This is a genomic window from Paenibacillus sp. JJ1683 (assembly GCF_053006485.1).
In genome coordinates, this window is record NZ_CM129820.1 from 3,864,092 (window position 1) to 3,877,917 (window position 13,826).

Consider the following 13,826-nt stretch of genomic DNA (forward strand, 5'->3'; position numbering starts at 1 on the left):
CGCTGTTACTCCCAAATTTTCCATTATATAAGCACTCTTAGGGATAAAATTGGGGAGTAAAGGCGAACGCTACGCTTCTCCAGATTCAAATGGCCCACTCCGCTGCTGCCCACCACGAGTCGGCCCATTTTTGTGGTGTAGGTGTTGCAGTAAAAGAGACACTGCTTTAAGAAATACTCTAAAGTTTTAATGATACTATGCTTTGTTACGCTGATTGTAACTTGAACGAGCTCTCTGTCCTGAATAGCTTGCTCAAATAAAGAACGTCCATTCTCCATGCATGGCAAATGCCCCATGAAAGAATGGACGAATACTTCAAACTGCTTTACTCATCTATCTTCAGTACCGCCATAAATGCTTCCTGCGGTACTTCTACGTTACCGACCTGCTTCATACGTTTCTTGCCCTCTTTTTGCTTCTCAAGCAGCTTCCGTTTACGAGAAATATCGCCGCCATAACATTTGGCCAAGACGTTTTTACGCATAGCCTTAACGGTTTCACGCGCAACAACCTTTGTTCCTACAGATGCCTGGATTGGCACCTCGAACATTTGCCGCGGGATCAACTCGCGCAGCTTCTCACAAATGATACGGCCGCGGTGGTAAGCTCGATCTCTATGCACGATGAACGATAGCGCATCGACCTGCTCACCATTCAACAGAATATCCATCTTCACCAGATTAGATTGGCGATAGCCTGAAATCTCATAGTCAAAGGAAGCATAGCCTTTGGTGCTGGATTTAAGCTGATCAAAGAAATCATATACGATTTCAGACAAAGGAATCTGGTACGTAATTGTTACCCGTGTTGTATCTAGGTACTCCATGTTCACGTACTCACCACGCTTGTTCTGACAAAGCTCCATAACTGTACCTACATAATCATTTGGCACGATGATGCCCGCCTTAACATATGGCTCTTGTACATGTTCAATACGCCCTACTTCTGGGTAGTTGGACGGGTTATCGATTTCGATCGTTTCCCCATTAGTCAATTGTACACGGTAAATTACGCTTGGTGCCGTTGTAATCAACGGAATATTGAATTCACGTTCAATACGTTCCTGAATAACGTCCATATGCAGCAGACCAAGGAAACCGCAACGGAAACCGAAGCCCAGCGCACTGGATGTTTCCGGTTCAAAGCTGAGCGAAGCATCGTTCAGCTGCAGCTTTTCAAGCGCCTCACGCAGATCGTTGTATTCCGATGTTTCAATCGGATACAGACCGCAATACACCATCGGATTAATTTTCCGATAGCCTGGCATCGGTTCTGGTGTTGGATTTTTGGCATCCGTTACCGTATCCCCGACACGAGTGTCGCCCACATGCTTGATTCCGGCCACAATAAAACCAACATCACCGATATTTAGCTCATCCACGATCGTCATACGTGGCATGAAAGCTCCAACCTCGATAACCTCAAACGTTTTGTCAGTCGCCATCATTTTAATTTTCGAACCCGCACGGATACTGCCGTCCACAACACGTACATATACGATTACGCCTTTATAAGGATCATAATGCGAATCGAAAATAAGCGCCTTAAGCGGATTATCCGGATTTCCTTGCGGAGCAGGCACACTTCTGACCACCTGTTCCAAAATTTCCTTGATACCGATTCCAGCTTTGGCTGAAGCATGTACAGTTTCACTCGTGTCCAAACCGATAACATCCTCGATTTCCTGCTTTACCCGTTCAGGATCAGCACTTGGCAAATCAATCTTGTTAAGCACTGGCAAAATCTCCAGATTGTTGTCGAGCGCCAAATAAACATTAGCCAATGTCTGCGCCTCAATCCCCTGCGCTGCGTCTACTACCAGCAAAGCACCTTCGCAGGCTGCCAAACTACGAGATACCTCATAGGTAAAATCGACGTGTCCCGGTGTATCAATCAAATTCAAAATGTACTCTTCGCCGTCATCGGCCTTATAGGTGAGTCGCACTGCCTGGAGCTTAATTGTAATCCCGCGCTCCCGCTCCAGTTCCATCTGGTCAAGCACTTGCTCCTGCATTTCGCGGGAAGTGAGTGCACCGGTGTACTCCAAGATCCGGTCAGCCAGCGTGGATTTACCATGGTCTATATGTGCAATGATACTAAAGTTCCGAATTTTACGTTGTCTTGCCAAAATGTCAGTCATGCCTTACCCCCACACAATGCCTAGTATCAATCAGCTTATTATAGCAGTTGTAAGGGGGGGCAGCAATATTTCTATTCTGTTACCCCGTCAAATACAGATACAACCCAGCGAATACCTTGTCTTGACAGGTTTTGAAGCAGCCCAGCCGTTTTATCGGCCATGGTATCCACCGAAGCCTGCTGCGCCTTTACGGCTAGCAGCTCACGAGGCGTCTCTAGGCCCTGCCGAATATTGTCATTCTGAGCAGTCTTCGTATCCCATTCATGTGTCCAGCGTGCGGTCTGCTCCTCACTTCGTTCGTTTGTTTTTCCTTCATTCGTGTCCGTTTGTGGCTCAAACTCGACCTTTCCACTTGTATTATACGTACGATTATACGCTCGGGCATTAGCTGCCGGGGTATCTTCAATCACCGTCTGCTCATAATCAACTTTCTGTTGATTCACCGATGAAACTGGATTCTCGTCCCATTCCGGGCCATAGACTGAGCGCAGGCCAGAGCCTGCCAGCTGCATGCCAAGTAATACGCCTGCTCCGATCAGAAGCACAAATCCAAGCGCTTTTTTACGAAAATGTCCGGTCATTATATCCCCCCCTAACTGCTACCTTATTTAATTACCGCTGTTGTTCTTTTTGGTGTCAGATACGTTGGTACCCGCCTTCTGTGCTTTCTGATCCTCCCAATACACTTCACTGATCATGTCCGCCAGAACGTCAGAAGTTCGTTTTAACTCCTCCTCGGTGTTGTCAATCCCTCCGATTTCGATCAAAATGCTATGAGAAGACAAGCTTTGATTGTATTCACCATTGTTTCCTTTGCCGCCATCTTTTCCCCATACACCGCGCGATACGCCGTGATATGATTTTTCCAGCTTTTCATGAATGCGAGCAGCAAAAGCTTCATTTTTGCGCCAATTTTTGTTGTCATGTCCGATAATAAAATACACTTTGGCATAAGAAAGTCCATTAATCGTGGCTGTTGTTTTTCCATGACGTTGGGAATCACGATGAATATCGAGCAGATAAGTTAAACCTTTATTTTGAGCCAAAGCCTCCTTGACTGTTGTGCGTGAATATTTATAGGAGTAGTTCCAATTGTAATTTTGAACTGTGGTGGCATAATCCTTGTTTACATGCAGTGTAGATATCCCTTGCTTTTCCAGTCTCTTCTTTACAAAGTCTCCTACCCTTGATACATTAGCTGACTTAGAGCCTGAATTGGGGTTGGAACTGGTTTTGCTCAGTAATGGATTATATGCTTCTCTGGGATGAGAATGGTAGATTAATATACGCTTCTCCCCTTTGGCGGCATCACCTGGATCATCCTCACGTGCAGGGTCTGTTTCCGGTGTTGTCGGAATATCCGGCGTAGTAGACGGCGGGTTCTCAGCTGCGTTTGAGCTCCCAGGGGTATCTGTCGTTCCCTGATCAGGCTGATAATCCGTAGGACCCTCTACCTTGATGTTCCCCGAACCCTTGCGCAGCAAGACAGGCGCTCCAGCAGCCATGCCAGGAATTTCACGAGAAATGAGACTTTTGGGATCTTGCGGATTAATACCTGTAAGCATCTGAAAAACAAATGGCGACCATTGTTCACCCGACAACGAAGAATGCTGTTTTTTTTGTGCCAAATGAGGTACCTCCATACCTAGCATATCCGCGAAAAAACCGCTGGACACCGAGCCTGCCAATCCTTTCATCGAAGAAACAGGAGAAGTTTGCAAACGATTTTCTGCCAGCCCTCCTAGTCCCAAAACGACAAATAAAAGCGCCGAGCCCATGATGAGCAGCACAAGCGTATGTCCCATTGCCAAAATTTCGATACCTTTTCTTCTCCATCTTCCGACGTTCCAGGTCTGAATTTTTTTCATGTGAGCCTTGTCCTCCTTCGTCCCGTCGAAACCCGCTTATTACATTCAGAACACAGGGTTCCTATCTGTTTCGGAAATCTCTTATACTTCAACTCTATGAACGGAGAACAATTACTAGAACACAAAAATCTCTATCTACAGGACAAGCCCATCCCTTTTTGAAAGAGATAGGCTACCTGTTAAATAGAGATTTTCTGTCGTGTCTTAGAAAGATGGTTTTGCTAGCCTTTCATTAATGCGTATAAGCGGCGACATTGTCGGGATCAACAGCTTCATGTAGAGCTGCGTTCAAACCGGTCGCAATGATATTCGCGATATCTTCAATAAATTCATCGATCTCTTTTGGAGTCACAATCAAATCATGCCCCAGCGGTTGAAGTACCTCTCTCACCAGCCCGAGTCTCTCAGGTTCTGAAATATCATCCAACATTCCCAGAATTACTTTGGTAGAAGCCTTTTCTTTGGTAAAATGCGTTTTCATCAGTTCGATTACATTATTGACGATGGTCGAAGCATAGCATACCGTTGGAACGCCGATAGCAATACACGGAACTCCCATAATATCCTTGGTGATACCGCGGCGCTTGTTGCCAATACCTGAACCCGGATGTATTCCGATATCCGCCACCTGGATGGTCGTATTGACACGCTCCAGTGAACGTGACGCCAAAGCATCAATAGCAATAATAAGCTCTGGTTTTGTGCGGTCCACAATACCTTGAACAATCTCACTGGATTCGATTCCCGTGATACCAAGAACACCCGGCGCAATCGCACTCACATCCCGATATCCAGGGTTGATCTGATCAGGTGTCAGTTCAAAATATTGACGGGTGACCATTAAATTTTCAACGACAAGCGGACCCAGCGAATCAGGAGTAACGTTCCAATTCCCCAGCCCTACCACCAGCACCCTTGCCACCTTAGAGATCCCTATTTTTTGTATAAAATGCTCCATTTCTTTTGCAAAGGCAATGGCTACCCGTTGTTGGAGTCCAGTGTCGCCTTCACGCAAGCCAGGTACTTCGAGCGTAACGTAATGCCCTTGTATCCGCCCAATACGGTTGGCTCCTTCCTCATTTAATACATCCAGCCGCGTAATTTTAATCCCGTTATCTTCCTCCACATTCTCATTTATACCCGCCAGCGGTACAGGCTGATTCCGTTCTGCCAGCTCTCTTGCCTCTAATGCCAAATCCGTGCGTACCGCATACTTCTGCAAATCCAGATCCATCTGTTAAACCTCCTTGTATACCATCTCTGGCTATAGTGTGCGAGACACCCAACAGGTTTATGCACATCCATTTTCATCCTGTAATTTGCATCGTCTTAGAATGTTTTCTTATTGCAATTTGAGGTGTGGCATGCTAAAATATTTTAAGTTGTGAAACGTTTGTGTTCATAAGTAATGCCTTTACAGGAGGTGAATGTAATGCCAAACATCAAATCCGCTATCAAACGCGTTAAAACTAGCGACAAACGCCGTGCGTTGAACGCTTCCCAAAAATCCGCGCTTCGTACAGCAGTTAAAGCTGCCGATACAGCGTTGGTAGGTAACGAAGCTGAAGCTGCTGCTGCTGCTTTCAAAGTGGCTTCCCAAAAGCTGGACAAGGCTGTAACTAAAGGTCTGATCCACAAAAATGCAGCTGCTCGCAAGAAATCCCGCTTGGCGAAAAAACTTAACGCTCTTACAGCTCAAGCGTAAGCAAGAGCTACTTTTATACGTTAATGAAAAAATCCTGACCAGCCTTGGCTGATCAGGATTTTTTAGTTTATAACTTTATGAGATTAGATTGAAGCGCCTGCCCCCATTTTCATTAAAAACAGTTCCAGTCCCAGCACCTTGTCAACGACACCTGTCTTCATATGATAATCCAGCTCGCCCAGTTCATAGAGAAGCTGGCGCAGCTGCTCAGAACGGAAGCGTCGTGCTTGATCCCCTGCAACTTTCACCCCATAAGGATGCAAGCTGAGCTGACTCGCAATTTGTTGCTGAGAATAGCTTTGACCTGCCAGCTCTTTGACCTGCAACATAATACGAAACTGCCGTGTGATCAAAGCTGCTATCTTGATGGGTTCTTCTTTTTGCTTAAGCAACTCATAAAAAATACTGAGCGCCTTATCCAGCCGCAAATTAGCCAGATCCTCGACCATCGCAAATACGTTCTGCTCTGTATTACGAGGCACAAGGGATTCAATGTCAGCGGATGAGATCGTTCCCTGCGCTCCTGCGTACAAGCACAGCTTATCTATCTCGGCTGCCAAGGATTGAAGCCCGACACCCGTGTATTGAATGAGTCTCTCAGCCGCTCCTGCTGCCAACTGCACTTCTCTTTCTGCTGCACGCTTATGGACCCAAGCCACAAGATCATCTCCACCCATAGGGGCGAAAGCAATAACTGAGGCATCACTTTTCAGTTTCTTGACGATCTTTTTCCGTTCATCCAACTTTTCAGCCTGAACCGTAAAAACGATGACGCTATAGTCAGTCGGGTTATCCATGTAAGTCAACAGCGTCTCAAGACGGTGCTCTATTTTGCCGTTATCTTTGCCTGCTGCAAATACACTGGTATCCCGTACAATAATTAGCTTCTTTGGCACCAGAAAAGGCGCTGTTTCTGCGTCCTCTACAACCACCTCAATTGGCGTCTCGGTTAAATCATAAGAACTAATGGCGAAGTCACGATGCTCCTCCTCGACCACCTTCTCTTTTAGCATCTCAACAAACTGCTTCATTTGATATTTTTCATTGCCATATAACAGATACACTGGCGAAATATCACCTTTACGAATAGCCTTAGAGGCTGTTTTTACATCCATTTTCCGTTCCCCCCACCCACTGATCGTACCTGACATCCGACCGGAAGGCAAGTCATGACACAAACAAAGGGACCCCACCTTTAGGCAGAATCCCTTCACCACCATCTATATCAACACGGCAGCAGAAAGCTCTAGAAACTTTCGGCCGTCGGGATACGACGTCGGTTCATATAGTTTATTCTCTGTTTCTAAAAAGTGTGCCACTTACGAAAACTATTTTCCAGTGCCACGCGGAACGGTGTACGTATATTTACTTGCAGTCCCATCCTGCTCTGTCTCATACATAAAGGTCTGGCTGTCATCTGACCAGCTTCCTTTGACCCAAGCACCCTTCAGGGTACGGACTTCCAGTGTTGTTCGGTCTACACCGTTATCGGAAAGCTTATACACTTTCAGCTTTTTGCCCTCAATAGCCACCGCATAGCTACCATCAGGCGAGTTGAACTGATCTGTAGAGGCCGACTGGGCACCATAGGTGGAAGCATTATCACTGTCCGGAGAGACCAGCGAATTAGATACAAAGCCTTCTCTACGAACCGGGTCTTGTGACACCGATGATTGCTGATCATTAGAATCGGCATTGCTGCTATCCGCCCCTAAAGAGTTCCCCGCATCCTTGGTGACACTTTTGGATGTCGCATCTTTCGACGTTTCATTTGAGGCAATTCGACTCTGTACCTTTAATTCCTGGCTAAGCGACGAAGATGCATCATTTGTACTTGTATCATCGCTATTATCCTCCTGAGCGGTACTCGTACCCGCTAAAGGTGCCTTTTCCATTTTCGGATCCAGCTGTTCATCAGGAGCAATCGTGGGTTGATCAGATTTTTTCTGTTTTAGCTGTTTGTCATCGGATGTAGGAGCATCTGCAGGCGAGTCATCCTTTGTCGCCTGACGATCGACGTTCGGCTGTCCCTGCTTTTCATCCTGATGGGATGAATGCTTAGTCGGTGCAGACTTTGTTGAAGGTTCCTCGCCAGCTTGCTGGTCATCAACCTTCCCAGCATCCTGTTTGGAAGGATTCTTTTCGCTATCTGAACTGTCTGTTCCCTGGTTGCCCAGGTCAGGTTCCTTATCTGCAGGTGTCAGTGAGGAATCAGCACCTTGTCCCTGTTCAGATGGCTGCTTGGTCGATTCCGCTCCAATGGCTGCATCACGTCCTCCACTCCCATTGGTCGTACCTGGAATTTCCGTCTGAGTCTGCTGGCTTGTCACCTCGGGTGACTGGGATGTAAGTATACCTTCCGCATCCTGCACGGTTTTAGGCTCGAAGTTGAATACTACAATCCCCAGTACAACAGCAGCGGCAGCCACGCCCATGGCAGCACGCCCTCCCACCCGGTTCCACCAAGGTACAGGCTGAGTACGTTGTCTAGGCCCTGCTCCAGACTCTGGATCAGCAGCCACAGGCTGCATTTCCTGAAGCGCGCTTCCCTGCTCTTCACGTGCGCGGTCAATGGCATCAAGCTGAGGCATGATGGAATCCACCAGGCTGAACGCCGGGGAAACCGCAGGCAATTCCTCCAGCTCGCGAGAGAGTGTCTGAAGAATATGAAATTTTTCCGCACAGTCCGGGCAAGTCGCAATATGGTTCATTAATTGGGACGTCTCTTCTTCGCCCAGTTCATGATCCACATAACGCTGCATCCAATCCATCACCTCTTCTCCACACTTCATCCTGATACACCACCTTTCTGATATTCCTGAAGTAGCCCTTGCAATTGCTGTCTTGCACGATACAAGTATGACTTGACCGTATTTAGCGGCAAATCCAGAGAATCGGCAATCTCGTTATAAGAGAAATCCTGCAAATATCTCAGGACAATTACCGTCCGGTGGTGTTCCGGGAGCTGTTGTATAGCCTCACGAACATCCTGTGCCATGTAAGAGGTTAACACCTCAACCTCCACGTTTTGGGGGTCGTTAAATATCATGTCATGCTCGTCAATGGAAACCGAAGGCTTTGTTCTTCTGAATTTGTCGATGCATATGTTCGTTACAATGCGCTGGACCCAGGTTTTAAACTGTGCTTTTTCCTCATAAGAGTTAATTTTGGAATATATTCGTATGAGGGCTTCTTGTGAAGCATCCATGGCGTCCTGCTCATTATTTAGAATGTAATATGCCGTACGGTACACATGCTGTTCTATCTCTCTTAATAGGGTAATGAGAGCGTCGCGATCGCCCGATTGAGCGGCTCGGATGAGTCCCTGCTCTACCACAAAGGATCCCCCTCTCCCTGCAATATTACAGACGTATCCCTTTTGCAAATTGTTGCAGGATAGACGTCTGACGCTAATTTTATTTTTTTAATAAAAAAAATTATAACAAAATGCCCAGAATCCCCATTGTATCCTCCCTTAGAATAACAGAAAAAGGGAAGGTAGTCACCTTCCCTCAGCCCCTACATACATCTAAATACTAGACCTATTAAACTGCATGAAACATTTTGTCACTTCTTAGAAATCAGAAAATCAGATATGAGTTGTAATCGATAAGATAGAGCAATCGGATCTTGAAAATAAAAATCGTCGATTAAGAATTGATATACCTTATCTGATTTAACGGCAGGCAGGTTCTTGGCTGTTACAAGCCTGCTTTTTTGTAGTTGAAGATGATTTTAACAAAATCATTTTGAATTCGTCTGTTCACGTCTGCGTTGATACCGAACACTCAGCTTCCCTTGCTGCGCACGAATCTGTACCTCTCCCATTGTATCTGTTCGATATATGGCAGAATCAACCTCCGCCAAACGTTCCAATACTGCTTGATTCGGATGTCCATAAGTGTTGCTTGCACCAACTGAAATGACGGATACTTTCGGCTGCCAATAGGACAACCACTCTTCCGAGGTGGAATACTTACTTCCGTGATGTGCCACTTTCATAACGTCTACAGCTTTCCTTGCAGCTCCTATTGCTCCCTGAGCTTTCACATGGGATGAAGAATGGGTTAATTCAGAAAGCAACAGCGACTCTGCGGCATCATCCATATCTCCTGTGAATAAAAACGAGACCCCCTCCATCTCTAAAATCATGGCAACGGAATAATGATTTTGTTCCTTCATAACAGGCAACTGCCCAGATTCGTTCTCCTCCAGCTTAAACGGATAGAGAAAGCGAATTGTCGTATCCCGGTCTGGTTCCCACTTCATGCTATGATGTGCACCGTACAGCTTGATCTGCTTGTTCAAAGCCGTGTTTAACAACTTTCGAAATGGAGCTTTGTCTGTTAGGGTACCATTAAAAAACAAGGTGGTTACGGGAATCTGGTCAAATATAGCCTGTAGTCCTCCGGCATGATCATGGTCTCCATGCGTTAAAATGACAGCGTCCAGCCGATGCACCCCACGTTGCTTTAGCAAAGGGACAATCGTATCCGCGCCAACCTCGTAGGGATCTGTACGCTTGCGCCAAGCATTTTTCCCTGTTGCAAAGTCCATCGTACCCCCGCCATCTACCAAAATATGTTTTCCTCCCGGCGTTGTAATTAAAATGCTATCACCTTGGCCCACATCCAGATATTGAACAACTCCCGTGTTTCTTTCACTAGGAGATTGGTACCCTATACATAGTATGCCAAGCCAGGCAATACCACTTAAAGCGAGTGCCGCATGACAATATCCATCCCACTGTCGATGCGCAAATTTCCCTGCACCCTTCGGTTCATGATCCGTTTGCAAAATAGTCGCCCACTCGGCAGAAGCCGCTAGTCCTGTATGCACAGGTGAAGCTATGGGATTAGATTTCACATCGGAAATGTCGCCTGTTTGCCTTCGAGATATCAACCATGTTTTGAGCCAGTACAGAACGCTGTACAAAGCTGCGTAATATGCCAGAACCCACAGAATAGAAGAAGACGGCCAAATACTCACATAAGCATCATCCACATTCATCCATTTCACAAGCGAAAAGGTTAGATCGTTTAATTGCTCCGCTGGCCACGCAAGGATGCGAGCCCCCTCCCCCCATAAAAAGGCCATTCCCATTGCCACCGTACCTAGTGGAAGCACGATATATGTAATCAGGGGGACAAGTAAAAAATTAGCTGCAAATGATAATATCGAAAATTGATTAAAGTAGAACACCGTCATTGGAAACGAAACAAGCTGTGCCGTGATTGTGATCGCAAGTTCACCACCGATCAGGAGGGGCCATTTGGCGAAAAACGGCTTCATAAGCGGCATATATATGAGCAACCCACCTGTCACCAAAAAGGAAAGCTGAAAGCTGACGCTAAGCAGGTAGTATGGATTCCATAGCAGCATAAGCAACGCAGATATACTTAAAATATTAAGTCCGTCTTTGAGCAACCCTCGCCGAGCTGCAAACAAACCGATCATCGCCATAATCCCTGCTCTTACAACAGAGGGAGAAGCACCTGTCAGCAGCACATAAGCCGGAATCAGTACCATCACAATCGTAAGGGAGGTTTCACGGCTAACTCGTAACAGCTTGAGTAAATATAATAATGTGGCCGCATATACCGCCACATGCATACCTGATATCGCCAAAATATGCGTTAAACCAAGCTGCGTAAATTCATTATACGTTGCTGGGTCCAGCTCATCTGTAACCCCAAGTATCAGACCTTTCATATATCCTGCGTGAAGAAGTGATGTAAAAGCAGATTCCATTTTTTGACCTAGCTGCTCTCTAAGCTGATCATTCCATCTCAATAATGTGTAGCGGTTCCACAGTGAAGCCTTCTGCCTCTGTAACGAGGCGGCTCCAGCCCCCTTGATAAGCCAGTGAATTTCCTGCGTGTGCAGGTACTCACTGTAATCAAAGCTACCAAAGTTCCCCGCTTTTGCTGGTGCCTTTAAGCTGCCACGCAGCAGGATTGCATCCCCACGCTGCCATGCTGCCGCAAGTTGCTGTTCCTGCTTCGCAGCCAACTTGATATGAACAATGACCTGTTCAGAAATAGACCCCCGTTGTTCATCCTTATTGGAATGACTAGCAAAGTGATGAATTGAAGTAACTCTCATCTCAAACTGCGCACGATCACCATCAATCTCAACTTCTGAAGCAATAAACCCTAATGCTTGAACAGGCATGTCTTCTATGACAGAAGAAGATACATGAAGTGCACCAGGAATACTGCTCACGTTATGCCCATCATGCCAAAACCAATGAAATCCACCACCACTCAATGCAATCCACAGCAATACCATATGTCGGATAGGAATTTTCATCAATAAAGCTATAAGCGGGAAAACCAGAGTAATTCCCGCCCACAGCACCAAAAGTATACGTCCCGAATACAGACACGCTCCCGCACTTCCTATAATCCAACAAACAGTGAGGCTTAATATAGGCCTAGTAAACACAAGTTGGGCTTGAATACAATCACCTTCCCATTAGCAAACATTGCTTTCTGTCAACACACAAAACAAAAAAAGAACCCCTGACAAAATAACATTGTCAGAGGTTCTTCCTCGTTATTATTTAATCCTTAACATCCATCAGCGTTTCCTGCGGTGGATGATAAGTCTCCAGCATGCGAAAGGCGATTCCCTTTTCCTCCATCATAGCTCGAACCTTGTCGGCATCTTTTGGATAAGGTCGGTGATATACAATCTCCACAATGCCGCTGTTCGCCAGCATATTGGCACACGTCCAGCACGGCTGGTCGGTGACATATACTGAGGAGCCTTCACGGTCAATCCGGTCAGTAAACAGCAGCAGGTTCTGCTCCGCATGAATAGTGCGAATACAACGCTGCTTCTTAACCATTTCCTCCCGTCCATCACGGTGAACGACCTCATATTCCTCCGAGATCATACAGCCTGCCTCAGAACAGTCAGGCACCCCGGATGGTGCTCCATTATAGGCCGTCCCCAATAGCTTCTTACCTTGCACAAGTACGGCTCCAACATGACGCCGCGAGCAGCGCGAACGGGTGGATACCATATAAGCGATATCCATGAAATAGGTGTCCCAGTCCTTGCGTACATCTGCACTCATTTCCATCTCTCCCGTATAAACAAGTTAAACGTAAAACATATCCGTTACAGCCACTCTCAAAGCCTACACCGTAAACTTAAATAAGTTATAAGCTAACATACGGCTTCATTTTCGCTAACATTTTAGCTCCGATTCCCTTTACATGATCCAAATCGTTCACACGTTTGAACAGCCCGTGCTGATTACGATAGTTCAAAATAGCCTCGGCCTTTTTAGCCCCAACTCCCGGCAGCTCCATTAACTCGGCAGCAGTCGCTGTGTTAATGTTCACCTTTTTTTCACCGGAAATGGATGGAATAGCCGAATCATTCACCGTATTTGTCCTACTCGTCGTTGCAGCATTCGAACTGGCAACAGCTGTGTCTGATCTCGAATCCGCAACATCTGACTGCTTTACGGTACTTGAATTCCCCGCCATGGAGTGTTCAGAGTTTTCACTTAAATCAGCAGATACACCCGTAGAACTCTGCTTAGTATTATGCTTCACATTGTCAACAGCTTCGTCATTCGCACTGCGTTCAGCTTGGTCTGAAGCCTCTTTTACAGCATGCTTTCCTTCGGCATACTCACTGCTGCGCTGTGACTCAATTGGCTGCGACTCTATCGCCAAAGCCTGCTCCACCTTATGGTTAAGCAAACTCCACTCTTCTTGTGGCTCAGTTCGCTGCCCTCCAGCAAACAAAATAAGTCCACTCCCGATTACAGCAAGCGTTATTGCCGTTCCTGTCCATACGCGTTTCATTTTTCGTATCGTCCCCTACTCCACATGGATTTCGAGAATTTTGAGCCGACTGAAAACACCGTCTCAATTAAACAGAGCAAGTCTGTTCAATTCCCGTCAAACCGGAGGTTGTAAACACCTCCATACGGTATCGCTGTGAGTATTTATACACAAGGGTGGTACGACCCCAGGCACGATCTAATGTGCTCAGACATAAAATTCGTCATGTCGGCCAAGACCAAGTGCATACACTAAGAAGAATGACAGCACAGCGTCTATACCGCAAAGTATGAAAGGAGGACGTTGAA

General features: G+C 46.3%; 11 protein-coding genes. 1 reads left to right on the forward strand and 10 read right to left on the reverse strand.

From position 1 onward, the window contains the following. Positions 1–325: 325 nt before the first annotated feature. From lepA to gpr, 4 genes are all read right to left on the reverse strand, one after another. Positions 326–2,140: a translation elongation factor 4 gene (gene lepA, locus ACUC6J_RS16495; protein WP_016821621.1), complete on the reverse strand. Its 1,815-nt coding sequence runs from the start codon at positions 2,138–2,140 to the stop codon at positions 326–328. 71 nt (positions 2,141–2,211) lie between these two features. Further along, positions 2,212–2,721: a hypothetical protein gene (locus tag ACUC6J_RS16500; RefSeq protein WP_016821622.1), complete on the reverse strand. Its 510-nt coding sequence runs from the start codon at positions 2,719–2,721 to the stop codon at positions 2,212–2,214. A gap of 27 nt (positions 2,722–2,748) precedes the next feature. Next, the gene (locus ACUC6J_RS16505; protein WP_102998831.1) at positions 2,749–4,008 is read right to left on the reverse strand and encodes a stage II sporulation protein P; all 1,260 of its coding nucleotides are present in this window, start codon (positions 4,006–4,008) and stop codon (positions 2,749–2,751) included. Positions 4,009–4,240: 232 nt separating this feature from the next. Next, on the reverse strand, positions 4,241–5,242 hold the full coding sequence (gpr, locus tag ACUC6J_RS16510) for a GPR endopeptidase (protein WP_447249113.1): 1,002 nt from the start codon (positions 5,240–5,242) through the stop codon (positions 4,241–4,243). A 198-nt stretch (positions 5,243–5,440) separates the two neighbouring features. On the opposite strand from gpr, the gene rpsT reads away from it, so the two are divergent. Further along, complete coding sequence (gene rpsT / locus ACUC6J_RS16515) at positions 5,441–5,713, forward strand: 30S ribosomal protein S20 (RefSeq protein ID WP_013372187.1); 273 nt, start codon at positions 5,441–5,443, stop codon at positions 5,711–5,713. An 83-nt stretch (positions 5,714–5,796) separates the two neighbouring features. Here rpsT and holA read toward each other — a convergent pair whose 3' ends face one another. The 6 genes from holA to ACUC6J_RS16545 all read right to left on the reverse strand — a co-directional run bounded on the left by holA (position 5,797) and on the right by ACUC6J_RS16545 (position 13,539). Next, a complete protein-coding gene (gene holA / locus ACUC6J_RS16520) occupies positions 5,797–6,828 on the reverse strand; it encodes a DNA polymerase III subunit delta (RefSeq protein ID WP_017428180.1) in 1,032 nt (343 codons plus the stop codon). Between the two features lie 213 nt (positions 6,829–7,041). Further along, a complete protein-coding gene (locus ACUC6J_RS16525; protein WP_447249114.1) occupies positions 7,042–8,505 on the reverse strand; it encodes a zf-HC2 domain-containing protein in 1,464 nt (487 codons plus the stop codon). Beyond that, on the reverse strand, positions 8,502–9,050 hold the full coding sequence (locus ACUC6J_RS16530; RefSeq protein WP_013311184.1) for an RNA polymerase sigma factor: 549 nt from the start codon (positions 9,048–9,050) through the stop codon (positions 8,502–8,504). The genes ACUC6J_RS16525 and ACUC6J_RS16530 overlap by 4 nt, the downstream gene beginning before the upstream one ends. Positions 9,051–9,457: 407 nt before the next feature. Further along, the gene (locus ACUC6J_RS16535; protein ID WP_447249115.1) at positions 9,458–12,076 is read right to left on the reverse strand and encodes a ComEC/Rec2 family competence protein; all 2,619 of its coding nucleotides are present in this window, start codon (positions 12,074–12,076) and stop codon (positions 9,458–9,460) included. 202 nt (positions 12,077–12,278) lie between these two features. Further along, entirely contained in the window at positions 12,279–12,797 is a 519-nt protein-coding gene (locus ACUC6J_RS16540; RefSeq protein ID WP_016821629.1) for a deoxycytidylate deaminase, read from the reverse strand. 85 nt (positions 12,798–12,882) lie between these two features. Further along, positions 12,883–13,539, reverse strand: coding sequence for a ComEA family DNA-binding protein (locus ACUC6J_RS16545; protein WP_025365376.1), 657 nt, complete (start codon positions 13,537–13,539; stop codon positions 12,883–12,885). Between the last annotated feature and the right edge of the window lie 287 nt (positions 13,540–13,826).

Coding starts and splice junctions, on each gene's coding strand:
- rpsT (WP_013372187.1), top strand. CDS start 5,441: ATGCCAAACATCAAATCCGCTATCAAACGCGTTAAAACTAGCGACAAA.
- ACUC6J_RS16545 (WP_025365376.1), bottom strand. CDS start 13,539: ATGAAACGCGTATGGACAGGAACGGCAATAACGCTTGCTGTAATCGGG.
- ACUC6J_RS16500 (WP_016821622.1), bottom strand. CDS start 2,721: ATGACCGGACATTTTCGTAAAAAAGCGCTTGGATTTGTGCTTCTGATC.
- gpr (WP_447249113.1), bottom strand. CDS start 5,242: ATGGATCTGGATTTGCAGAAGTATGCGGTACGCACGGATTTGGCATTA.
- lepA (WP_016821621.1), bottom strand. CDS start 2,140: ATGACTGACATTTTGGCAAGACAACGTAAAATTCGGAACTTTAGTATC.
- ACUC6J_RS16540 (WP_016821629.1), bottom strand. CDS start 12,797: ATGAGTGCAGATGTACGCAAGGACTGGGACACCTATTTCATGGATATC.
- holA (WP_017428180.1), bottom strand. CDS start 6,828: ATGGATGTAAAAACAGCCTCTAAGGCTATTCGTAAAGGTGATATTTCG.
- ACUC6J_RS16505 (WP_102998831.1), bottom strand. CDS start 4,008: ATGAAAAAAATTCAGACCTGGAACGTCGGAAGATGGAGAAGAAAAGGT.
- ACUC6J_RS16525 (WP_447249114.1), bottom strand. CDS start 8,505: ATGAAGTGTGGAGAAGAGGTGATGGATTGGATGCAGCGTTATGTGGAT.